Source organism: Paenibacillus germinis, from assembly GCF_013141785.1.
GTDB lineage: Bacteria > Bacillota > Bacilli > Paenibacillales > NBRC-103111 > Paenibacillus_E > Paenibacillus_E phytorum.
Window position 1 is genome coordinate 1 of sequence record NZ_WHOC01000012.1, and the last position, 22,903, is coordinate 22,903.

A 22,903-nucleotide genomic window follows, 5' to 3' on the forward strand; every position below is an offset into this window, starting at 1 on the left:
AAATACAACTTGGGTCGCTCCCACCAGTCGCTATCAACCAGTCACTCCTGCCTTTCGATTCTACTCCGTCGCTCCCGCCTGCAGATTCTACTCCGTCGCTCCCGCCTGCAGATTCTACTCCGTCACTCCACCAGCTACTCGAACCAGCCGCCTCCACACCAGCAGTCCCATACGTCACTCGAACCAGCGACCTCACACCAGCAGTCTCATTTAGTCCCTCCTACTTGCCTCCACACATCAGCAATCCCACAAGTCACCTCCATCCATCAATTCTTCCTCACTCCCGCTTGTGACTCCCATCCTTCGTTTCCATCGGTTACTCCCACCATCCTCCCCCATTCCCAACATAAACCTATAAAAATCAAACATCATACCTATAGTTCCCACATTGTAAGGGTTACCATTTTCGAGCGATAATAAGGACATCAAGAACAACCAAACAAACGAGGGGGATTCACATTGGTAACTAAATATAAAGCACTAAGCGTCGTTGCAGCTAGCTTTCTGGCTATCAGCTTAACAGCATGCGGTTCAGGCGGAAGCACGAACGGCAGCACAACAGATACGAAAACAAGCGCGGCACCGACGGCGACAGCACAAGCTAAAAAGCAGGAGAACATTACGATCACGTTCCAGAATATATATCCGGATCCAACCGATCCAAAGAACGGCATGTTGAAGAAAATCGTTAACGATTACCAAACGAAAAATCCGAACATCAAGATCGAGCTTGACTCCCTAAACACAGATCAACAAAAGCTGAAGCTTAAAACGCAAGCCGCTTCCAAAGAGGTTCCCGACATCACGATCGTGAATCCTGCTGCGCAAATGAAACCTTTCGTCGATGCTGGCCTGTTCGCGCCACTGAACGACATGGTTGATCAAAACGGATTAAAGGGGACGTTCCAAGAAGGTATTCTGAACTGGTACACGTTCAACAACAACATCTACGCACTACCTGACGGTAATAACATTGCAGTCGTTTATTACAATAAAGATCTATTCAAGCAAGCTGGCGTTGAAGTGCCGAAGACTTTCGAAGAAATGATTACAGCGGTAAAAACACTCAAAGGCAAAGGCATTCAGCCAATGGCGATCGGTGAAAAAGATTCCTGGACAGGTTCCTTCTTGTTCATGAACGTACTGCTTCGCACAAATGGCGGTCCTGGCTTCCTGCAATCTGTCGTTGATGGCAAAAAGACGTTCGCTGATCCGGCATTCACAGAAGCAGTAAGCAGCTTCCAAGACTTGGTTCAAGCTGGCGCATTCCAAGAGGGCGCAACATCTTTTGACTACAACGCAGGCGAAAACTTGTTCAAAACCGCCAAAGCCGCTATGTACTTCATGGGCAGCTGGGCAACAGGCGGAATCGAAACATCTTCCGTTAATGGTAAAGTTGGCGTGTTCAAATTCCCAACGGTTAAAGGTAAAGGGAACCCAGACGAGTTCATGCTTGCTCCAGGAAGCGCGTTCGCTATTTCTGCAAACAGCAAACATTTGAAAGAAACCAAAGATTTCTTGAACTATTTCATGCTGAACTTCCCTAAAGAAGCTTTTGCTGTAAAAGGTGCTGTAGGTATCGCACAAAAAGTAGATGGCGACTTCAAAGCCGCTGGTTACTCCGATATGGCGATGGAAGTGCTTGGCTTGTTCAAACAAGTAAAAGGCGGCGATCTTGCCTTCGACAATACGATGAACCCAGGAACAGCGCAAGGACACTTAACAAGTATACAAAACCTTTTCGTACAGAAGAAAGATCCTGCTGAAGTGGGCAAAGAACACCAAACCGCTTACGAAACGAATAAAAAATAAGATGAATTAGCAGCCGAATCGGAATTTATCTTGAGCGCCGCGATGGGCTGAAGGTGAATTCCGATTGGTATATGCCAGGAAGGAGGCGAGCCAAGTGAATGTGTTAAGAGTCTCCAAGTGGACAATTGCCATGTTTGTATTACCGTGTTTGCTGATCTATGTTAGTCTCGTTTTCGTCCCGATTCTTGTGTCTCTTTACAGTGGACTGCTGGATTGGAACGGAATTGGCGAGTCGACATTCGTTGGTCTCAAAAATTTTCAAACGCTGCTTTTCGCAGACCCTGTATTCTGGCCGTCTGTTCGCCGTACATTGATGTTTGCTGTGTTTTCCATGGCTGAAATTCCGGTCGCTTTAGGTGTGGCTATTCTCCTGAACCGATTTATCAAAAAACCGAATTTTCTCGTTTCGAGTTACTTTTTACCTGTTATTTTATCCGTCGTCATCATCGGTCAATTGTGGAAAACCATCTATAACCCCGCCGCGATGGGGGGCATGCTCAATCAAGTGCTCGATATGTTGAATTTACATGGTTGGACGAGATCGTGGCTGACAGATCCTAAGATTGCGATGTATTCTCTCTATTTTGTAGCCTTATGGCAGTACTTGGGTTACCATACGCTGATCCAGTTTACCGGTATTCAGAACATCCCTGCTGATATTTATGAGGCAGCTCGGATTGACGGAGCCGAGGGGCTTAAAGCCGACTGGCACATTACTTTCCCTATGAATATTCCGATTTTTAAAATATCGATCGTCCTCGCATTTATCGGCTCGCTGCAAGCGTTCGACATGGTCATGGTCATGACCGCAGGGGGACCGGCACACGCGACAGACGTGATTTCCACGCATATGTACAACATGTCCTTCCTCTCCATGAAATATGGGTACGGAAGCGCGATTGCGGCTTTCTTGGTCGGCATGTGTTTGATCGCAACGGTTATTATTAATGCGGTATTCAACCGACTAGAGAGAAGATTTTCATGAAGGAGGGGAGTGTTACCATGCAGACCGCACGGGAAATAGCTTCGGCTAAGCCTGCAACCATTCGGAGACGCAAACGCTTCTCTATCGTCAAAATCATCGTGATCGCTTTTCTTTCCCTACTCGTGGTTACGCAAGTATATCCGCTGCTTTGGCTGGCCATTTACTCATTAAAAAGCAATGAAGAAATCCTGTCAGGCCAATTTTTTGCTCTCCCTCATACGCTTCAATGGAAGAATTTCACGGATGCGATCAAGGCGGGACACTATTTTCAATATTTGAAAAACAGCCTATTCGTCACTTCGGTTACGATGGTGAGCGTCCTGCTGCTCAGTTCCCTTACCTCGTTCGCAATCGCCCGATTCCGGTGGAAATACGGTCAGGTCGTGATGGTCATCTTTCTCATCGGAATGATGGTTCCGCTGCAGGCAACGCTATTGCCGCTCATGATTATTTTCAAAAATCTACACGCACTGAACACGCATATTTCGATTATTCTTCCTTATATAGCGTTCCAGACGCCGATAGCGGTCTTTATCCTCAGTGGATTTATGAAATCCATTCCGAGTGAGATTGAGGAATCCGCCGTCATGGATGGCGCGGGGGTTTTCCGGATCTTCCGCAGTATCATCTTACCGATTTCCATTCCTCCAATGATGACAGTCTGTATTTTAACTTTCATTAGTATTTGGAACGAATACATTCTCGCGGCGACTTTCATTTCGTCCGAGCGGCTGAAGACGCTGCCTTTCGGGGTGAACAGCTTCGTTAGTCAATATTCGGTCAATTACGGAGCAATCGGTGCCTTCTTAGTACTGGGCGCACTGCCGGTCATTCTCATCTATTTCTTGTTAGCAGATAAAATTACAAAAGGTATGGTAGCGGGAGCGGTGAAGGGTTAATTTCACCCCTCTCTTTTTGCTGTTTCTTGGGATGCCTATGATAAAATGGGAAGTAGCTTATAACGAAAGGGGACCGACAACGAAGTGACACGAGGCCTACACTCCATTCATAACCGGCTATTTCTGCTATTTATCTCCTGTATGTTAGTTCTCGTTCTCCTGGGAAGCGTGCTCTATTATAAAAAAACAACGCAAATTATCCATAGTAAAATTAGTGATTTGGCGGAGAAAAATATTTCTCAAACGGTAGGTTTATTTGATTTGCTGCTGCAAGGCTATGATAGTATCACGAAATCACTGAACAGCAATTTTGAGATGCTCAGATTAATCCAGGATCGCGACACCAATAAGGATGAAGCTGTTAGCATTATTAATGAGCGCACGATTACCAATATCTTAGGGGCTATCTATTACTCGCGCGATGATATTGTCGGAATTCATGTGATTACGAATGCCGGCAAAAACTATAACTACGAACGAGGATTCCATAGTGTTATGGACACGAACTATCCATCCTCGGAGTGGTACCGGAAGCTGCAGGATTCATCGGGAGAAATGGTATGGCTTGGGCTTTTCCAAGGCTCTGTCATCAATCAGTTTCAGAAGGATCCGTTATTCATATTCGGGCGCAAGCTGTACGATTTAACCGACCACCGGGTGATAGGCGTTATGCTCATTGAAACGAATCCGCAGCCGATTCTTGCCGCTCTTTCGAATGTCACCATCAGCCCGAACAGCCAGGTGTATATTGTTGACCGGGAAGATCGGATGATTGCTTCTACCGCAGAAGAGAAAGTCATTCCTCCTTTTTTCAGCGGGCTTCCGCGTCCTCAAACGAATGAGATCATCGTTGATGATCGAACGGATCATCTCCTCGTCGCTGCGAAAGCGAAGATGTCCGATTGGACTGTGCTTGGTTTGACTCCAAAAGAGGATATCAACGCCGAGGTTGTGAGGACTAGAGAGTATTTATACCTCGTTATTATTGCACTGGTCATTCTATCGACGGTCCTGGCGAGCATTATTTCCCGGAACATCGCTTCACCGCTCAAGCTGCTGATTCGTGAGATGAAGCAAGTGGAGATGGGGAACTTCAAAGGCTCAGTAACGGTAAAGTCCTTCGAGGAAATCAATTCATTGGTATCATCCTTTAACCGGATGGTGAATCGGATGGATGAGCTCATTGAACGTATTACTCTAGCCTCCATGAGTGAGAAGAATGCGGAGCTGCAGGCGCTTCAATCGCAGGTTAACCCTCATTTCCTCTATAACACACTGGATATGATTTATTGGATGCTGGATGAGCGGGAGAACGATCGATTGGGCAAGGTGATCTTAGCCCTGTCCCACATGTTTCGATACAGCAGCGACTGGCAGGAAGCGTCTAAGACGACGCTGCAGCAGGAGCTGGATCAAATGCGGCATTACATCACGATTATTGAAAGCCGTTTAGAGGGTAGAGTTAGCACAGACATACAAATTGATCCCGATTATCTGGATGTCATCCTCCCGAAAATGACCTTGCAGCCGATCATCGAGAATGCTGTTAAATATGGGCTGGAGCCATCCCGTGAGCCGGGTAATCTCTGTGTATTTACGGAGGTCCATGAGCAAGAGCTTCATATCATTGTTAAGGATAACGGGGTCGGCATCCCGGAGAGCACCTTAGAGGAGATGCAGGAGCTGCTGCGCGCTGACACAACGGAGGTAAGTGGTAGAGTGGCCTCGATGAAAATGGAGCAGCCTATAGCGCCAAGCTCCATCCAAGCGGCAAGTCCTTCTGTGAAAACAAGGCGGGGCATTGGACTCACCAATGTTCACCGCCGCATAACGTTAATGTTTGGAGATGCCTACGGGCTCCGTATTCATAGTAAACAAGGGGAAGGAACAACGGTCATCATCGCGATGCCGCTTCCTAGGAAAGGAATGTAAACCATGGACATTCTCATCGTAGATGATGAAACAGTCATACGAGAGGGCATTCAGCGTACGCTGCAGAACCGTTTCCCCGAGCATCGGGTTCATCTGGCCGCGAATGCGGAGCAAGCCGTCACGCTGCTACGGAGCCATCCGATTCACATCGTTCTCACAGACATTCTGATGCCGGGCATGACTGGCCTAGAGCTTATGAATATGTCTCGGAGCCGCCACCCCCATGTGAAATGGGTTGTCATTTCGGCCTATTCGGAGTTTACCTATGCACAGGAGGCAGTGCGGCTAGGGGCGAAGGACTATTTGCTTAAGCCGATCGGCAAAGAGGTTTTGATCGAAATGATCAGCAAGCTTAGCGAAGAAGTTACGCGTGATACGGAGCTGATCGAAGAGGCCGAACTGCTGAAGGCCAACCGCAAATACTTGCAGGAAGCCGTCTTCCAGCGCTTTGCGCAAGGTTTGGACACGGGCCGCATCGATATGGGACCCTTCATGGAGCAGCATCCTTATTTTCACCTCATCATGGTTAAAATGGAGACCGATAAGCCCGTCTTCCTCGAAAATTTCATTATCGAGAACGTCCTGCTCGAGCTTATCGAGCGCTACGGCAAGGGCTTCGTGACGGTGCACGACAGCAAGAGCCTGCTAGGGCTAGTCACGCTGCCAGAAGGTGGCTTCTTGACTCTTCTTGTGGATGAGCTGCGCAGCCATCTCGTGAAGTACCTGAAAGTGCCCTTCCAGATGATGAGCTCCGAGCTGATCGATTGCTTCCAGGCAGTGCCGGCAGAAGTACAACGCATGAGGCAAGCGTCTACGACGCAGGTCTACGAGCACCATGCCAGCGGCAGCGATCGCTCCATAGAAGTTGCCCTGCAATATATCCGCACACACTACCATGCCGATCTATCGCTAGAGAAGGTCGCTTCGATCGTTTACCTAAACTCAGTCTACTTCAGCCAGCTTTTTAAGCAGAAGACGGGTCAAGGCTTCAAGGAGTACGTAATTCACCTGCGATTGGAGCAGGCTAAGCAGCTGCTGATGAATCCCAAGCTCAAGCTCGCTGACGTGGCTGAACGTATCGGGTACCATGATATGCGCCACTTCTCGCAAGTTTTCCGCAAAAAATACGGCGTAACCCCTTCGGAATATCGCCAGGAGAACGCAGGTGATAAATTGGATAAATATGTGTCAAGGGAATGATTCTCATCAAATTCTCATGGAATTCTAAGAATGGCGGATAATGCTAGGCGTGGCTTGTCTTTCTCCCTTTTCAGGTAAATACTGGGTGATCGTGGTGTGGTAAGGTGTTATCAGGGCAAACAAGCCCATCACACCACGATCCATGAAGGAGGAAGTCCAATCATGCTATTAGTGAAAACCAACCGCCTTAGCAAATCGTTAGTGGGGATAAGCCTAAGTCTTTCCTTGTTAACTTCAGGAACGATGTTCCTTAATACACAGTCTGCTCATGCAGCAACAGATGCTGCGGCTGCCACAACCTACAGTGCAAGCGCAACGAGCGCCAGCAAAGCTGACGGTATCATACGTACTGCAAAATACTATATAGGTAAAGTTCGCTACGGATTTGGCGTAAGAGATACGAATCGTTTAATCTTAGACTGCTCTGCTTTTACACAAATGGTGTTTAAAAAGAATGGCGTCACGATTCCTTGGGGATCAAGCGCGCAAGCGAAGTTAGGAACTCGTGTTAAGTATAAATCGCAGTTAAGAAAAGGCGATCTTGTTTTCTTTAGTGTTAGCAAACCAGGCCGTATTAATCACGTTGGCATCTATTTAGGAAATGGTAAGTTTATTAGCAACACAACCAGTTCCGGTGTAGTTATCCGCGATCTAAATACGGGTTACTGGAAAGACAGATTTATTACTGGCCGTCATTTATAAAAATGGACAAGCAGCTAAGGCGCGAAAATTGCGCTTTAGCTGCTTGCCGTCCGCACCCGCGTCGCAGTCCAATAAGCGCGAAAAACGAGCTTATTGAAGCGCTCCGGTGGAGATAAGTGCGTAAAACACGCTTATTGGAGTACCGCCGCAGGAATAAGCGCGAAAACCGCGCTTAAAGTGGCAAAACGAGCCGCCCGCGCCCGCGTCGCAGTCCAATAAGCACGGAAATCGAGCTTATTGAACCACTCTCGCGGAGATAAGCGCGTTTTCCGCGCTTAACTGAGCGCTCCCATGGCGATAAGCGCGAAAACCGCGCTTAGCCTCAATCTACCTCCTCAAAGCCCTCACTCGATCTCCTTTCATGGTGAAGCATCACCATTGATAGGAGAATCGAAGTTAGGGCTTTTTGTTGACCGAGGACACTTTTAAATGGTATATAAAAGAAAACCGTTTGCAAGGGAGCAGAAGAAACGAAATGACCTTAAAAAAAGCATTTGATGATGTTAAAAAGTTTCATGAAACGTTTGAGCATCCAGTAGGCACATCCCCACAGCGCCTTTCCGAAAGCCGCAAAGCAGCTCGTCTAGCTTGGATGGAAGAAGAACTCCAGGAGTTTAAAGAAGCAGCCACACTGGAAGACGAAGTGGATGCGATGATTGATGAGTTATATTTTGTCCTTGGTACGTTGGTTGAAATGGGTGTGGAGCCTGGACCGATTTTTGATATTGTTCAGCATGCAAATATGTCCAAGGTATGGCCCGATGGACAAGTTCATAAAAATGAGACCGGCAAGACCATCAAGCCCCCCCAATGGCAGGATCCATTCGACAAAATTAAAGCTGAAATTCGCAGACAGCAAGGCAACCAAAATGGCTGAGGAGGGCGCAGCAGTGGCGTTTCATACGAAATTAAAAGAGCTCAGACAGCAGCAAAATTTAACTCTCCGAAAGCTCGGGGAGAAGGCTGGAATCAGCTATTCCATCCTGAATTCTATCGAAAATGGTCGAATCGAGCCGTCGAAAGATGTCGCATTAGCACTAGCTATTGCCTTGAAATTAGAGGACAGGGAAGAGTTCTTATCTTTAGCAAGAAATCCCTTCTAGGGATAATTGCATTACACGATATTGTGTGGTAAAGTAATGTTAAGTCTTAAAGATTCACCCTGAATTGCGTATTGCAAAGGGTTATCATTAAGTTAATGAAACCTTTTCCAATGTGTAATTTTTTTGTTCGAAACAAGAAAAAAGACATGTTAATAAAACTTTGGAGGTATTACCCATGGCAGTAGGAACAGTAAAATGGTTTAACGCAGAAAAAGGATTTGGCTTTATCGAAGTTGAAGGCGGCAACGATGTATTCGTACATTTCTCCGCAATCACTGGCGAAGGTTTCAAATCTTTGGACGAAGGCCAACGCGTTGAGTTCAACGTAGTTCAAGGCAACCGCGGACCACAAGCTGAGAACGTTGTAAAACTGTAAGCTTAGCTTGCACAAATAGCATTCTCGAAGAACGGCCTCTTAACATTACGTTGAGGGTCGTTCTTTTTTGCGTTCTGCTCCATTAGTGTTTTATTTTTTTTGGAAAGACTCTACCGAGCAGAAAGGTAAACAACTATTGGGAGCACGAGTTGTTCAGTGTTATAATTTGAATATTAATAGTCGAGGTGATGACAATGACGGTCACTGAACATAATAAATATATTGAAATACTTGATGAGTATATAAAGAAGATTGTTGAGGAGCCGCGTGAAAAGTCGCTGGACTTCTTAACCAAAGCCGGTATTGTTGATAAAGATGGTAAACTAATGCCCCAATATAAAGAACAATGATGTACTTTAATTTGCCTAATTTCGTACTTGGCTTTCATGGATGTGATCAATCGATTGCTGATAGGATTTTGATGCATCAAGATTCTATGAGAGCTAGCGAAAATGATTACGACTGGCTTGGACCCGGAATTTATTTCTGGGAAAATAATCCCCAAAAGGGCAGCTGATTATGCTCTTATGTTAAAGGATAAGCCCGTTAGATCTAGAAATCTAATATCTGAACCGGCTTCAATTGGTGCAGTTATTGATTTGGGGCATTGTTTAAATTTATTAGAGCAAAGCTCGCTGGACGTGCTAAAACGAGGCTTTGAAATATTGAAGATAAAAATGGAAAAATTGGGTACTCCGATGCCTAGCAATAAAAATGGACGTGGAAATGAGAGCCGAGATTTGCTTCTGTGGTTTTTGGATTGTGCTGTGATTCAGTCAGTACATGAATTTAATCGGGCCTTAAACAGTATGATTCTGTTCGAGGAGTATTTTTTGAAGGGAATGAACTTTATCCTGGTGCAGGTTTTAAGGAAAAGAATCATATCCAAATATGTGTTATTAATCCTAATTGTATTAAAGGATACTTTAAACAAATGAGTCCTCTAGAGGGTTATAGCGTACCTTAAATAATGATAAATGTTAAGGTTTTAGCAAAGAGAACCCAAGCAAGTTCTGGGAGTACATCCCTGACCTTGCTTGGGTTCTCTTTGCATTTAATCTGGAGTTTATTGATAATCCTTCGCCTTTTTCACAAGTTCATCATAAGCAGCTTCTGGCGTTATTTTGCCGAACATCACTTTTTCACCGATACTCTTATAATCTTTAGCCGTATAATTACTCCAACCTTTAGCCCCAGCATTGAAAGGCTGAGCATCAGGAGCAACAGTTTTAATGAGTTCAATTTGCAATTTATCTGCTGGAGTTAACTTAGGTGTTAGGTAATCAAGCATTTTCTTGGAAACTGGCACGCCTCTTGTTGTCGTTAGAATGTCTGCGGCTTCGCTATCATTCACGAACCAGTCGATGAATTTCTTGGATTCTTCCGCATACTTGGAATCAGCACTTACCGACCAGAACATAGAAGGCTTCAGCCAACCACTGGACTTTGTTCCTTTAGGCTGAGAAATAAGTGAGTAAGCCCCTGGTTTTACACCCTCGTAGCCTGGGAATAGCGCAGCGAAAGTACGTTTCATCAATACGCTGTCATTGTTCATTAGATCGAGCTTAGCATCAGACTCTTTGTCTGTGCTAGCGATTTCTGCGGGAGGAATAACTCCGGCTGTTCGCAGCTCCGCATATTTCTTAACAAAGGTCAGCCACGTATCTTTATCGAAGTTGAATTTGCCGTCCTCGGTGATCGGGTAGCCTTTACCCTGACTAATTTGATAAGCAGAATACGTGGTGTACTCGGATGTTGCATCCATCAACACATATTTGTCTTTATCAAGCTTAGCTTTAGCATCTTTACCAAATTGGAAGTATTCATCCCATGTCCAACCGTTTTTGGGAGGGGTAATCCCTAGTTTATCAACGGCATTCTTATTGTAGATCATGCCAGTTGCATTATTGCCTAGCGCGATGGCATATAGCTTATCTTTAAATTTCCCTGAATCCACGAGCGATTTGTCGATATCTTCGGTACGAATGCCTTTGGATAAGTCAGCCAGCTGGTTTCTGCCTGCATACTCGGCTAACCATGCCGGATCCATTTGGATAATATCAGGAGCATTTTTGGCTGCAGCTTGAGTAGCCAGCTTATCCGCGTATCCATCAAACCCAGAAAATTCTGGCTCAAAAGTCACGTTCGGATATTTCTTTGTATACGCATCTAGTGCTTTTAATGTAGCGTCGTGCCTTGCCTGTGAACCCCACCATACAATGCGAAGCTTAACGGGTTGGGAGGTTGTAGCCGCGGGTGCCGGCGTTGCAGCAGGGCTGCTCCCCGTAGCACTTGGTGTATTTCCGGAACCACATGCACTTAGGGACAGCGCTATCATGGCAGTCATCGAGAGCATGCTCCATTTTCTCATCTGCACGTTCATTGAAAATCCCCTTTCACTACCTCATTATCTTTACAAGTTTAATTATAGGACAACTAAAAAGAAGAAAAAGGAGAGTAATGAACACACTTCTTTCACTATTGATCACAATATGATGACAAATAGGTACATTCCCGGTTATAACCCACTCTTACTGACTTCACTCGGGCTAATTCCATTATATTTTTTGAAAATAGAGCTAAAATAAGGGACGTTTTTATAGCCGACTTTCTCGGATATCTCATAAATCAAATATTTGCCTTCGGCCAGAAGTGCTTGCGCCTTCTTCATCCGCACTTGTATGACGTAGTTCGTGAAGGTTTCACCGGTCGCTTTCTTGAATATTTGATTCAAATAATTGCGAGACAAGTAAAGCTGCTTCGACATATCTTCCAAGCTGATCTCTTCGGCATAATGATCGTGTGCATACTGAATCATGAAATCAACCGCTTCTTTATGTTTGGAATTCTCGTTCCAATGACGGCTGGTAGCAATAATATGAATTTTGCCCCGCAACCATTGCTCCAATTGCTCTGGTCTTTGGATTTGACTAATTTCCGGCTGCAGCTTCATTTCTGGAAACAGTTCATCAAGCACAATACCTACGCTGTATAAGGAGTAAGCAAATATGGTCCACAGCTCTGTACATAAATACTGCAAGTAAGCCGGGGTTATGGTTGACATGGTTTGCAGACGGTTGATATAAGCTTCCACAATCTGTGCAGCGGTTTCTTCTTTGGAATAGACAATCGCTTCCGCAAGCTCTTGATAAAACTTAATTGGACGAATAGCAAGTTCCTTCTCTGATGGAACCGTAGATGGATGTTCTCGTGCAAGCGGCGGGATGATGGTCATTTGTAATAAATCTAGAAAGGCTTCCTCGGTGGAATCCGATATTTCCTGCCAGGATTCCTTCATATGGCCAAGCCCTAGACGGATCGTTAGACGCAGATAAGTAAGGACACAGTCCGTGATACGCTCGCCAATCAATTGAATCCTACGTACCGCCTCATCTGCCCCACTCGAACGCTCTATATGAAACATAATCGCAGCATGATGGCTGTGAAGCTCGATAAAGTCGGATTCTGGCCAATCTTCGGTCAAGATTTCTCTAATAATATTGGCTAATGCAAAACGAAACAAATTCCAATCGATTAACGATAAGTTAGCCGTGCGAACTGTGCTCATCAGCTCTATGCCCATCACGAGGTGATTTCTTTGCAGCCAGTAAGCTTGTTCAGATAGCTGAATGCTTTCCGCGGCAATCGTTTCATTAAAGGTGCCGGTAATGACCGACTTGAGCCATTCTTGTTGCACAAAAGGCTCATACATCATCAGCCTTCTTTTGACTTCTTCTTGCTCTATTTTTTTTAGTTCTTTCATTTCCAGTTCTTTAATGACTTTGGTTAGCACAGCACCCAGTTCTTCGATGGTTACGGGCTTGGACAAATAATCACTAACCTGCAGCCGCAATGCCTGCCTTGCATACTGGAAGTCAGCGTAACCGCTAAGGATAATCAGCTCACCGGGAAAGTTAGTTTCTCGGAGCTTCTCGATCATTTCCAGGCCGTTCATCACAGGCATGTAAATATCCGTAATCACGATATCCGGCTGAGTTTGTCGGACCATCTCTAGACCTTCGGCGCCATCACTGGCTTCACCCACTAATTCTGCGTCAATGGACTCCCAAGGAATCGCCTTCTTCATACCTTCCAACACTTGAAAGTCGTCATCAATAATGAGTATTTTCCACATGATACCTCTCCTCGACTTCTTCTTTATTTTGGATTTGCGGCAATAGAATGGTGACTTCGGTGCCCCTGCCTTCAGAGCTTGTAATATGGACCCCATAAGGAGGCCCGAAATAAGCCTCAATTCGTTCTTTCACGTTTCGCAATCCGTAACCGCCTGTTTTTCTTGCTTTAGGTTGATCCCAATCGGGTCGCAGCCCAACACCATCATCCCAAACTTGAAATTGGATGTCTTGCCCTAGCAGCTGCACACTTACTCGGATTTCTCCTTTTTTTCGCCCGTGAAAACCGTGGATGATCGCATTTTCGATAAAAGGCTGCAGGGTAAGTCTCGGTATAAAGAGGTCTTTGGCTGTTTCATCGACGGTGATGGTGAATGCCAGGCGATCACCCCAACGAATTTGCTGAATTTGCAAATAACATTCGACATGCGTCATCTCGTCTGCGATGGGAATCAATGTCTCACCATTGGATAGGCCGATGCGAAACATTTTACCCATTAAGGAAAGGATCTTGCTGATTTTAGTTTGACCGGAATCAATAGCTAGCCAGTTTAATTGATCCAATGTGTTGTACAGAAAATGGGGATTAATCATGGCCTGCAGCGCCTTAATTTCGGCTTCTCGTTGGCGCTTGTGCTGAGCTTTCAATGAGGTTAAAAGTTCCTCAATGCGTTCCATTTGTTTGCGATAGCCGTTAAATAAATTTCCAAACTCGTTGGTGTAGTCTGTAGGCAAGTCCGAAACAAGACCCCGATCAGGAAGCTTATTCATAAAAGCAACCAAAAGTCGAATGGGATTGGTGAATTGTCTGGATATAAAGAAAGTGAAAAAGGAAGCGATAAAAATGGCAGATAAGCCAATGGTTAAGAGAATTAGCGCTAATCGAATACTGCCATGGACAATGCTCTTCCACGGTGTCACCTCAACGAGTGTCCAGTTCGAAGGGGATTTACTCCAAACGAGTAAGGATTCATTTTGTTGTTTCGCTTTTAAATGAACACTTCCGGACTTCTCCTTAAGCAACCTAATCTTCTCCAGCTCACTCTCTTGTAAGTGCGGATCACCTATGGCAGCAATGGTTCTGCCGCCAGCATCAACTAACAGTCTGCTTCTTCCCTCCGTTTCACCTCGAATCAAATTCTGGATTTCGGATGATTTCACATTGAGTAAGAGCAAGCCATAATAGATGCCTGAGTTATTATAAAGCTTTCTTGCAAAGCTAGTAACCGATAGGGAGCCTTTATTGGTTTGAATCGTACGTTCTTTTACCCAGGCAAAATCATTATTTTGGATGTCCGAAAACCAATCCTCATCCTTCACCCTCTTTAAGTCATAAACGCGAATTGGCCCCTGAGCATCTGTCACAAACGGGTGTTCGATATATAAATAAATGGATTGCACCATTGTCGTGCTGTAGGTAATGCTGGCAAGTAGATTAGCCAAATCTTCCTTACGCTTTTTTAGCTCAAATAAGTCAGTCTCCAGAGGATCATACCCGATAATATCGATATTTCTAGAGGCTGCATTAGACATCTGCTCAATAGAGTTCAACTGAGTGACCAAGCGCTTATTCAATTCATTTAACAGATCCTGCTGATAATTAGCGGTGTTGTCAGCTAGCTCGCGTGAAGTTAGGCTGTAGCTGATCCAGGAGGAAATGAGCAGCAGCACGGCAATGAATGCGGCGAAGCTTCCAAAGAACAGGCGACCGATTCGAACGCGCTTGAATAAGTTAAACACAGCAGCTCCTCCTCATTTACTTCCATAAAAGTGGAAAAAAGGCTGCGGTAGCGCAACCTTTTTCCTATCATATTATTCTATCCTTTCACTGCACCTGAAGCAATGCCATCGACAAAATGGCGCTGCGCCATAAAAAAGAGAATCAGTGATGGAATAATAGAAACGAGCGACATGGCAAGTAATTGTCCCCACGGAAGCGCTGATTGGCTGTCGACGAACAGCTTCAAAGCAAGACCGACGGTGTATTTGCTCACCGAATTGATATACAGCAAGTGTCCGAAGAAATCGTCCCAATTCCAAAGGAAACAATAAATGGCGACCGTTACGAGCGCGGGCTTCGTTAAGGGCAGTACAATTCGTAGGTAAATGCCGAACCAGCTGCAGCCGTCCATTTTGGCCGATTCATCCAGCTCCCGCGGAATCCCGCGAATAAACTGTACTAACAGGAAGATAAAGAAGGGTCCTCCGATACCGCCTGCTAAGGCATGTGGAACATAGAAAGGCAGATACGTATTGACCCAACCCCAAGTATTAAACATGATGTACTGGGGAACCAGTGTCACTTGACTTGGCAGCATCAGGGTGACCATCAGAATGGAAAACCAGAAATTTTTCAGCGGAAAATCCAATCGAGCGAAACCAAAAGCAACCAAGCTGCAGGAAATGATAGACGTTACAAGAACTCCTGCAATCAGTTCAAAGGTATTCAGATAAAAATGAGTAAAGGTAAACTTAGGAATGGCGACCCACCCTTGGCTGAAGTTACTCCATAACCACTCTGTAGGAAAGAAGCTGGGCGAGCTCATCTCCGCGTTCGATTTAAAGGCAGCTCCCACCCACCATAACATGGGATATATCATGACTAGACTAAACAGTGCTAATAAGAAATGCGTTCGAAAAGTCCGTGCTCCAATTAGTTGGTTTCTCATTTTCTTCTCCCTCCTTCTGTTTCATAGAATACCCAGTAACGGGATGAGGCGAAAATTAAAGCTGTTACGATCGCAATCACCACTAGGAGTATCCATGCCAGAGCGGAAGCATAACCCATCTCATATCTAGAAAAAGCGCGATCATATAGGTATAAAGCGTACATATACGTGGAGTTAATAGGTCCGCCTTTCGTAATAATGAAGGCTTGGGTAAACATTTGAAAGGAACCGATTGTCTGCAGCACAAGATTAAACAACAGAACAGGCGACAGCATAGGTAAGGTAATACTGAAAAACTGTCTGACTTTAGATGCCCCATCCACGGAAGAAGCCTCGTATAACTCGGCAGGTATTTGTTTTAATCCGGCTAGGAAAATAACCATCGAAGAACCAAACTGCCAAGCAACCAGAATAATCAAGGTGCCTAGAGCTGTATTGGGATTGCTAATCCAACTGATGCCTTCAATACCGAAATAACTTAAAAATCGATTGATAAAACCGTTAATACCGAAAATATTTTGCCAAAGAATAGCTACAGCAATACTGCTCCCTATTAATGAAGGCAAATAGATGAACGTTCGATACACAGAAATCCCTTTTATTTTCTTATTGAGTACCATCGCAACCATTAAAGCGCTAAAGAGTTTGATGGGCACGGATAAAACGACGAAAAGAATCGTTATTTGGAGTGATTGACGAAACATTTCATCGTCTGCAAAAATACGCTCATAGTTTCTTAGGCCAATCCACTCTGGCGCATCTAACAACGTATATTTCGTGAAAGAGTAATACATCGACTGAATCATCGGCCATAAGGTTAACAGCAGAAATCCAAGTAACCACGGGGAAATAAATAGATACCCAGCTATGGGCGATTCCCAGCGTCCTTTCAGGGTGAATGCCGTTGTTATTTTGCGTGAAGAAAGCTTTTGGGGAGCCGATCTAGTTTCAGGCTTCATTGGGATAAACCGCCTTTCATTTCAATAAACCTTTATATGTAGTATAAAAGGTATTACCCACCCGAAAAATGAGAGTAATGAACACAATTCATTCACAATCGAACAAATCTATAAACAAAAACCCAGTCAAAACACCAAAAATAAAGTGTTAGACTGGGTTTTTATTTAGCTGCTCTGCCAAGCAGGTATCAACTCTCGTTTGCGGGCAGGTTGGGCCTGGTTCCTATTACGACTGTGGCGTCCAGTTCATCTAATCTGGCCACTTGCGGGATCAGCCCATTGCTAGCGAAAATTTTGGCTGTCTGCGGCGCCTGCCGCTGGCTAGTCTCGACCAGAAGATGGCCGCCCGGTGCCAGCCAGATTGGCACTGCAGCCGCCACCCGGCGCTGGACGTTAAGCCCATCTGCGCCCCCGTCGAGCGCCACCAACGACTCGTGAATTCGGGCCTCTGGAGGCAGCAACCTGATCGCCTCGGTGGGGACGTAAGGTGCGTTGGCGACCAAGATGTTGACGCGGCCTCGCAGTATGGCGGGCAGCGGCTCGTAGAGGTCGCCTTCATATACGTAACCACTGGCGGAAGTGACGTTGCGGCGGGCACACCGTACTGCGGCTGGGTCGATGTCGGTGGCGTGCAACTCGATCCGTTCTAAGGCGGCAGCCAGTGCTATGCCCACCGCGCCCGAGCCGCAGCACAGGTCGACCACTACGGCTCCTGACTGTGCGAGGGCTGCGGCTTGGCGAACGAGAAACTCTGTGCGGTGGCGAGGAACGAAGACTCCTGGATCCACGGCTATCTTGAGACCGCAAAATTCCGCCCATCCGATGACGTGTTCGAGAGGCAAACCGGCGATTCGACGATCCACCATGGTGATGAGATCGTCCGACGTCTGGGCTGCTGAGGCGAGTAACCGGGCTTCCTCTTCGGCGAAAACACAACCAGCTGCTCGAAGCCTGCTGACATAGATTGTTTCATTAATAATTTAGCTTCACTCTCTTTCGAATAAATCCATCATGTTTCCTTATAAACATGATAACAAAACATATAAGGACAATGCGGATAAAGAATCGCTATAGTCATTCTGTCCGATCGTCAGTCTTGCTCTGCGTGATTATTCACCCACAAGGTGATTTGTTCGTAGATCAGAAAGTATAAGTTTTATACTTTTGCTTCGCATCTACCTTGACAAACGCGCTCGTCCCTGAAGGACGACGGAGTCGTTTATCCTTGGTTATCTAAAAGAGTAAGATTAGGTTGACGTAACCCCCTAAACCGCCTATACTGACCATGATTCTCATTCTCACATTAAAATAGTTTGAGGTACCCCTTAACTAAAAGAAGGTCACAACAAATATGCTAACGAAGAAACAAATTGTTCGTTTCATGGCGATTCTTTTGATCGTTTGTTCTATTTTTTTAACATGGCAATGGTTCGATTCAAAGGAATGGCTGCGCGACGTAGGTCTGCTTTTCCATCAACCGCAATGGTTGGTCTTCATGTTCGTCATCTACCTGCTCTCCTTCCTCCTAAAGGCCGCAGCTTGGCGAATATACGCAGGACCCGAGGTGCGATTCAGCATCTATTTTCATGCTATTAGCTATAGCTTGCTCGTAAATCATGTACTTCCGGTCAAAGCGGGAGATGGCGTTCGTGCTGGCTTATATATGAAGCATGGGGGAAAATCATGGGAAGATGCGTTCCATTCGGTTGCGGTCATGCGATTGCTTGATATGCTCGTGCTTGCTGGCATTGGAGGAATCGGCATCGTACGGTTAGGACTACCCTCTTCTTGGATATGGGTGACGGTGCTGGCTGGGGGAACGGTGATTCTCGCAACAGCGCATTACTTGCCTGTGATTCGCAAAATTCCTTTTATAGTGAAGCATTCCGCTTATTTTCATCTAAAAATGCTTTCTGGTAAAGGGATCATCATTATAGGCTTAATTGCTCTAAGCTGGATCCTAGAAGCTGGTGTTATTTTTGCTGTTGCTCACATGATCGGCTTGCAGCTTGGGACAATCTCGCTCGTTTGGGCGAATAGCATGACGATTGCTGGACAAATTTTTCATATTACCCCAGGTGGGATAGGTACTTATGAGAGTACAATGAGCGGGTCCCTTGTCTTGTTGGGTGTTGATGGTAAGGATGCTTATAGAGCGGCGCTTGTGTCGCATACCTTTAAATTTCTATTTGCTTATACGTTAGGGGCGTATTCACTTGTGCGAATGCCCTTACGTTGGCGCGAGATAAAAACCTGGATTGGGCGGCTTACGAGTCAAAAAAAACCATCATTGAATGGCAACGCACGGAAGGATGATTAAAATGAAAAAAGCTTCATCGTTTGAAATAGTCGCAGCTCGCTGCTGGAATTTGCTAAATGAGGGAAAACCGTTTACCCCGATTTTCGTTGTGGGCGTCTTTCTGCTCTATCATATCGGCGTATGGTCCGATCCTAGCTTTTGGAGTGCCGCAGGTTTGGGGCTGCTCGTGACCCTCCCTCTTTTTGTGCTCTATTATTGCTTTGATTTTCCGCTTTTTTTGCGAAATTATTTATGGACGCCGTTAATTGCTGCACTGCTGATTTGGGAGCGGTCTGATTTCTCGCTGTATTTGCTAGCGCTTGGGTTGTTCTACTTCTTTACGGTGTATTTCTGGGGCACTTTTTACTATCATCTGAGAATTGGGACGACTTGGTGGAATTTCACACGGTTCTGGAAGCTTGTTCTGAAAAATAGTGACTCAACTAGCGGAAATGCGCAGGAGCAGATGCCTAAGTTTTTGCTGCTGCTTTTCGTATGGAATCATTATTACCGTCAATTTGAGGCTGGCGTTTCCGCTGATGTGGGTACGGGGCTTCTATTTGCGGGCGGATTGCTGATATACAGCTTCATTCTCCATCGTTATTTGTTTGACTGGAAACCAACAGAAATCCCTACGTACACACGTGATTCAAGCGATGTACAAGCGGGCGGACAAGCGCTGAACAAGAAGGTTATTGTGATTGTCGTGGACGGGATGCGCAAAGAGCGCTTTGAAGAAGCCGACGCGCCATTTATGAAGAAACTGCGAGCAGAAGGCACGGAATATGCCCAAATGGAAACCGTGTATCCTGCGCGTACCGTGGTATGTTTCTCTTCGATGTTTACAGGTACTTACCCGCGCGAGCACGGTATTCGCTCCAATATGGTTTGGAGGCTGGGTATTCGGGTTGAGAGTATTTTTGATTCGCTGCGTAAGGTTGGGAAAAAAGGACGTCTGCTCGGCATAGCGCACTTAATCGACTCCATGGGAGACGATGTTGAGAGTGTGACCGCTGTGATGCATAACGATGTCGCAGATCGTAATATTATCGAACGGGCGAAGAAGATCATGGCCGAACAAAACCCGGATTTACTCGTTGCCCAGTTGATTGGTGTTGACCAAACGGGTCACAGCCGAGGCGTTTTATATGACGATTACACGCAAAAAATCGCAGAAGCCGATAAATTAATTGAAGAATTCGTCGGCTGGCTTGAAGAGCGCGGCATGATGGAGAATACGACACTTATCATATGTGCCGATCACGGGCAGGCTGATGGTATTGGCGGGCATGGCCATTTGGATGAGGGTGAGCGTTATGTGCCTTTCTTCCTGCATGGTGGGGCCATTGAGGCCGGCCGTCGCATCGATGAAAAGCATTCCCTAGTATCCATGGCTCCGACCCTAGCTTATCTACTGGGGGCTCCATTCCCGAGCCATAGTCGCGGACCCGTCCTAATGGAGGCTATCAAGCATCATGACTAAGAAGAAAATCATCGTTTTCATGCCTGCGCATAACGAAGAAGAGAATATCAGCGGGGTTATTGCCCGCGTGCCGAGAGCTTTCCACCCCCAGTTTGAGGTGGAGGTGCTGGTGATCGACGACGGCTCCAAAGACCGTACGGTCGCCGCCAGCAAGGCAGCGGGGGCCGACCACATCGTGTCGTTCCCCCACAATCAAGGGCTCGGCGCTGCCGTTCGTGAAGGGCTGAAGCAATGCTGCCTGCTAGGCGCCGACATTGGCATCATGATCGATGCGGACAATGAGTACCCGCCGGAACAAATCCCGGACGTCCTTGCGCCCATCATCGCCGGGCGCGCGGACTACACCTTCGGCTCACGCTTCAAAGGGCAGATCCAAGGCATGAAGCTGCATCGCCGCTTAGGCAACTATACGTTCACACTGCTGCAGGCGATATTGCTGCGCAGATGGATTTATGACGGCCAATCCGGGATGCGCGGGTTTTCCCGCGACGCCATGGAGAATGCCGTTATTGTCCACGATTATAACTATGCTCAGGTGCTTACGTTGAATCTGGTTCGCCAAGGATATCGCTTGGAAGAGATTCCGATCACCTATCAAGTTCGTACGAAGGGGCAATCCTTCATCAAATTCAGACAATATGTAACCTCCGTTCTTCCAGCGATCTATAAAGAAATGAGACGCCCTGTCTCCAAACGAAATGTGAATCCACAGACGAATCGAGATGATGCGGGCGTATGAGACGTAATGCAATATGGTTGGCGCTGTTCGCAGCTGCGGTTATTGCTGGAGTGACGTGCCTGAGTATTGTCTACGCCAGCCCCTTTGCGCGAACGTGGGACGAGGTCGATTTCACGTTGGCTCTGCATAGGTATGATCTACTCGCCATGCAGCCTCATTTTCCAGGTTATCCGTATTTTATTCTAGGTGGATGGATTATTAACCAGTGGTTGAATAATCCCATTATAGCTTTATCAGTCTTTAATACCCTAGCAGCCTTAAGCTCTGCAGTTCCGATGTTTTTACTGGCAAATCGTCTGACAGACAGCGGCATGAAGAGTCTTTTACTGCCAGCGCTCGTACTAAGCAGCCCCTACATTTGGCTTATGTCCTCACGTCCCATGTCGGAGTGTGCGGGTATGGCCTTATTGTGGTGGTTTCTTTGGAGTATCCGCTTTGCGATGGATCGTCCAGGTTCAATGCTTCGTCATGGTCTAGCGCTGTTGATGTTCGGCTTCCTTATGGGTACACGCCTATCCTTCTTTCCCTACGGTCTAGCTTTAGTACCGCTCTGGTACGGAATTTGGCAGTACGGTGCGAGAGGTTGGCAGAGATGGTTGAGAATGGGGTGCTCGGCCTTGGCTGCGCTGTTGTTTCAACTGCTTTGGATAGCTGGGTTGGTGCTTTCCGAAGGTACTCTCGCAGGTTTCTGGAAGCTCTCACTGGCTTTCGTTGAAGGACACTTCTCCGAATGGGGCGGCGGCATTATCTCTACCCCGATGCCGCTTGGAGAAAGAATCTACCAGCTCATTGGATACAATTTACTGGGATCAGCCCTGCTAGGCGGTTCCATTCTCATTGGCTTATGGCTTGTTATTATGGTTGCTGCAGCGGTTATTGGTCGGAGATTCGCTCTTCCAAGTGTGCAGGGCAATGAAAATCACCGTTATATCTTCTGGCTCGTTGGGTGTGCCGTTCTGTACACCCTTTGGGCACTTTTTGGTCAAAACATTGAGAAACCGCGTCATATCGTTCCCGTCGTTGCCCCGATGTTACTTCTTATATTTGTTTTTATCATTCGGACGGCAGAGGGATTAAAAACATCCACGCATGGGACACGTCTATTGAGAATAGCGCCAACGATCCTATACGCCCTTCTCATTAGCCTCATTTCCATTCAAGTCGTCTACGGGGCTCAGCTTCAGAAACGGCAGGCCTTAGAAGAGCCGGCGGTTTATCAGCTTCATGACTATGTAAGCAGCTTGCAAGAGCCTCTCCTGCTGTTTACATGGGAAGAAACGAGAGTCCTGCAGTACTTGCAAGCCGACTACGATCATCAGCGCATCTATACGTACGGGTACTTTCAAGCGTTGGCTGGGTCGAATCCCGAACGGCGAGTGCTGCTAACCGATCATGTCGTTCATGGCTTTGAGCAGCAAGGCAAATCGGTGAAGGAGCATGTTAAGCAGCTTGCTGAGTTTAAGTCAGATGCACTGTTTGATCCGGCTTATGCTCACGTCATTTTATATGAGTGGGTGCGTTAAGTCTGGGCTCCTCTTTTCAGCGGAGTAAAAAAATGGTTGACACAAATATGGACAATGATTATCATTATCAATGACAGCGAGGTTCCAAA

22 protein-coding genes are annotated in these 22,903 nt (G+C 46.2%); 15 read left to right on the forward strand and 7 right to left on the reverse strand.

Annotated features, from left to right (window positions below):
• Positions 1 to 196: hypothetical protein (locus GC102_RS01625; RefSeq protein ID WP_171687941.1), on the reverse strand; the 196-nt coding region annotated here is incomplete at its 3' end.
• 263 nt (positions 197 to 459) lie between these two features.
• Between GC102_RS01625 and GC102_RS01630 the strand changes: the two genes are divergently transcribed.
• The 11 genes from GC102_RS01630 to GC102_RS01680 all read left to right on the forward strand — a co-directional run bounded on the left by GC102_RS01630 (position 460) and on the right by GC102_RS01680 (position 9,947).
• On the forward strand, positions 460 to 1,812 hold the full coding sequence (locus GC102_RS01630; RefSeq protein ID WP_246320690.1) for an extracellular solute-binding protein: 1,353 nt from the start codon (positions 460 to 462) through the stop codon (positions 1,810 to 1,812).
• A gap of 94 nt (positions 1,813 to 1,906) precedes the next feature.
• Entirely contained in the window at positions 1,907 to 2,797 is an 891-nt protein-coding gene (locus GC102_RS01635) for a carbohydrate ABC transporter permease (protein ID WP_171687942.1), read from the forward strand.
• A gap of 17 nt (positions 2,798 to 2,814) precedes the next feature.
• Positions 2,815 to 3,696, forward strand: coding sequence for a carbohydrate ABC transporter permease (locus GC102_RS01640; RefSeq protein WP_171643606.1), 882 nt, complete (start codon positions 2,815 to 2,817; stop codon positions 3,694 to 3,696).
• A gap of 84 nt (positions 3,697 to 3,780) precedes the next feature.
• On the forward strand, positions 3,781 to 5,628 hold the full coding sequence (locus GC102_RS01645) for a sensor histidine kinase (protein WP_376769341.1): 1,848 nt from the start codon (positions 3,781 to 3,783) through the stop codon (positions 5,626 to 5,628).
• A gap of 3 nt (positions 5,629 to 5,631) precedes the next feature.
• Positions 5,632 to 6,828: a response regulator gene (locus GC102_RS01650; RefSeq protein ID WP_171687943.1), complete on the forward strand. Its 1,197-nt coding sequence runs from the start codon at positions 5,632 to 5,634 to the stop codon at positions 6,826 to 6,828.
• A 162-nt stretch (positions 6,829 to 6,990) separates the two neighbouring features.
• Complete coding sequence (locus tag GC102_RS01655; protein ID WP_171687944.1) at positions 6,991 to 7,530, forward strand: C40 family peptidase; 540 nt, start codon at positions 6,991 to 6,993, stop codon at positions 7,528 to 7,530.
• A 475-nt stretch (positions 7,531 to 8,005) separates the two neighbouring features.
• Entirely contained in the window at positions 8,006 to 8,407 is a 402-nt protein-coding gene (locus GC102_RS01660; RefSeq protein WP_171687945.1) for a pyrophosphohydrolase domain-containing protein, read from the forward strand.
• 13 nt (positions 8,408 to 8,420) lie between these two features.
• Positions 8,421 to 8,633, forward strand: coding sequence for a helix-turn-helix domain-containing protein (locus GC102_RS01665; RefSeq protein WP_171643602.1), 213 nt, complete (start codon positions 8,421 to 8,423; stop codon positions 8,631 to 8,633).
• A 175-nt stretch (positions 8,634 to 8,808) separates the two neighbouring features.
• Positions 8,809 to 9,009: a cold-shock protein gene (locus GC102_RS01670; protein WP_028555213.1), complete on the forward strand. Its 201-nt coding sequence runs from the start codon at positions 8,809 to 8,811 to the stop codon at positions 9,007 to 9,009.
• 194 nt (positions 9,010 to 9,203) lie between these two features.
• Positions 9,204 to 9,359 carry a hypothetical protein gene (locus GC102_RS01675; RefSeq protein ID WP_171687946.1) on the forward strand — a complete coding sequence of 52 codons (156 nt, stop codon included), beginning with the start codon at positions 9,204 to 9,206 and terminating at the stop codon, positions 9,357 to 9,359.
• Positions 9,360 to 9,461: 102 nt separating this feature from the next.
• Positions 9,462 to 9,947 (forward strand): hypothetical protein, encoded by a 486-nt coding sequence (locus tag GC102_RS01680; protein ID WP_216627914.1) that lies wholly within the window; start codon positions 9,462 to 9,464, stop codon positions 9,945 to 9,947.
• Positions 9,948 to 10,075: 128 nt separating this feature from the next.
• Here GC102_RS01680 and GC102_RS01685 read toward each other — a convergent pair whose 3' ends face one another.
• From GC102_RS01685 to GC102_RS01710, 6 genes are all read right to left on the reverse strand, one after another.
• The gene (locus GC102_RS01685) at positions 10,076 to 11,392 is read right to left on the reverse strand and encodes an ABC transporter substrate-binding protein (RefSeq protein WP_171687947.1); all 1,317 of its coding nucleotides are present in this window, start codon (positions 11,390 to 11,392) and stop codon (positions 10,076 to 10,078) included.
• A gap of 135 nt (positions 11,393 to 11,527) precedes the next feature.
• On the reverse strand, positions 11,528 to 13,144 hold the full coding sequence (locus GC102_RS01690; RefSeq protein ID WP_171687948.1) for a response regulator transcription factor: 1,617 nt from the start codon (positions 13,142 to 13,144) through the stop codon (positions 11,528 to 11,530).
• Complete coding sequence (locus GC102_RS40260) at positions 13,122 to 14,882, reverse strand: cache domain-containing sensor histidine kinase (protein WP_171687949.1); 1,761 nt, start codon at positions 14,880 to 14,882, stop codon at positions 13,122 to 13,124. Before GC102_RS40260 ends, GC102_RS01690 begins: the two co-directional genes overlap by 23 nt.
• A 77-nt stretch (positions 14,883 to 14,959) precedes the next feature.
• Positions 14,960 to 15,811 (reverse strand): carbohydrate ABC transporter permease, encoded by an 852-nt coding sequence (locus tag GC102_RS01700; protein ID WP_171643598.1) that lies wholly within the window; start codon positions 15,809 to 15,811, stop codon positions 14,960 to 14,962.
• Positions 15,808 to 16,770, reverse strand: coding sequence for a carbohydrate ABC transporter permease (locus tag GC102_RS01705; RefSeq protein WP_171687950.1), 963 nt, complete (start codon positions 16,768 to 16,770; stop codon positions 15,808 to 15,810). The genes GC102_RS01700 and GC102_RS01705 overlap by 4 nt, the downstream gene beginning before the upstream one ends.
• A gap of 188 nt (positions 16,771 to 16,958) precedes the next feature.
• Entirely contained in the window at positions 16,959 to 17,750 is a 792-nt protein-coding gene (locus tag GC102_RS01710) for a putative protein N(5)-glutamine methyltransferase (RefSeq protein WP_171688011.1), read from the reverse strand.
• Between the two features lie 371 nt (positions 17,751 to 18,121).
• Between GC102_RS01710 and GC102_RS01715 the strand changes: the two genes are divergently transcribed.
• The 4 genes from GC102_RS01715 to GC102_RS01730 are packed head-to-tail and all read left to right on the forward strand — an operon-like array spanning position 18,122 to position 22,814.
• Positions 18,122 to 19,090 (forward strand): lysylphosphatidylglycerol synthase transmembrane domain-containing protein, encoded by a 969-nt coding sequence (locus tag GC102_RS01715; protein WP_171687951.1) that lies wholly within the window; start codon positions 18,122 to 18,124, stop codon positions 19,088 to 19,090.
• Position 19,091: 1 nt separating this feature from the next.
• On the forward strand, positions 19,092 to 20,552 hold the full coding sequence (locus tag GC102_RS01720; protein ID WP_171687952.1) for an alkaline phosphatase family protein: 1,461 nt from the start codon (positions 19,092 to 19,094) through the stop codon (positions 20,550 to 20,552).
• A complete protein-coding gene (locus tag GC102_RS01725) occupies positions 20,545 to 21,291 on the forward strand; it encodes a glycosyltransferase family 2 protein (RefSeq protein ID WP_171687953.1) in 747 nt (248 codons plus the stop codon). The genes GC102_RS01720 and GC102_RS01725 overlap by 8 nt, the downstream gene beginning before the upstream one ends.
• Positions 21,288 to 22,814 carry a hypothetical protein gene (locus GC102_RS01730; protein ID WP_171687954.1) on the forward strand — a complete coding sequence of 509 codons (1,527 nt, stop codon included), beginning with the start codon at positions 21,288 to 21,290 and terminating at the stop codon, positions 22,812 to 22,814. The genes GC102_RS01725 and GC102_RS01730 overlap by 4 nt, the downstream gene beginning before the upstream one ends.
• Positions 22,815 to 22,903: the final 89 nt, after the last annotated feature.

Bases quoted from the DNA above. Each gene is read 5' to 3' on its own strand.
- GC102_RS01685 (WP_171687947.1), bottom strand. From the start codon at position 11,392: ATGAACGTGCAGATGAGAAAATGGAGCATGCTCTCGATGACTGCCATG.
- GC102_RS01725 (WP_171687953.1), top strand. From the start codon at position 20,545: ATGACTAAGAAGAAAATCATCGTTTTCATGCCTGCGCATAACGAAGAA.
- GC102_RS01655 (WP_171687944.1), top strand. From the start codon at position 6,991: ATGCTATTAGTGAAAACCAACCGCCTTAGCAAATCGTTAGTGGGGATA.
- GC102_RS01670 (WP_028555213.1), top strand. From the start codon at position 8,809: ATGGCAGTAGGAACAGTAAAATGGTTTAACGCAGAAAAAGGATTTGGC.
- GC102_RS01680 (WP_216627914.1), top strand. From the start codon at position 9,462: ATGATTACGACTGGCTTGGACCCGGAATTTATTTCTGGGAAAATAATC.
- GC102_RS01705 (WP_171687950.1), bottom strand. From the start codon at position 16,770: ATGAAGCCTGAAACTAGATCGGCTCCCCAAAAGCTTTCTTCACGCAAA.
- GC102_RS01690 (WP_171687948.1), bottom strand. From the start codon at position 13,144: ATGTGGAAAATACTCATTATTGATGACGACTTTCAAGTGTTGGAAGGT.
- GC102_RS01700 (WP_171643598.1), bottom strand. From the start codon at position 15,811: ATGAGAAACCAACTAATTGGAGCACGGACTTTTCGAACGCATTTCTTA.
- GC102_RS01720 (WP_171687952.1), top strand. From the start codon at position 19,092: ATGAAAAAAGCTTCATCGTTTGAAATAGTCGCAGCTCGCTGCTGGAAT.
- GC102_RS01730 (WP_171687954.1), top strand. From the start codon at position 21,288: ATGAGACGTAATGCAATATGGTTGGCGCTGTTCGCAGCTGCGGTTATT.
- GC102_RS01640 (WP_171643606.1), top strand. From the start codon at position 2,815: ATGCAGACCGCACGGGAAATAGCTTCGGCTAAGCCTGCAACCATTCGG.
- GC102_RS01650 (WP_171687943.1), top strand. From the start codon at position 5,632: ATGGACATTCTCATCGTAGATGATGAAACAGTCATACGAGAGGGCATT.
- GC102_RS01675 (WP_171687946.1), top strand. From the start codon at position 9,204: ATGACGGTCACTGAACATAATAAATATATTGAAATACTTGATGAGTAT.
- GC102_RS01715 (WP_171687951.1), top strand. From the start codon at position 18,122: ATGCTAACGAAGAAACAAATTGTTCGTTTCATGGCGATTCTTTTGATC.
- GC102_RS01660 (WP_171687945.1), top strand. From the start codon at position 8,006: ATGACCTTAAAAAAAGCATTTGATGATGTTAAAAAGTTTCATGAAACG.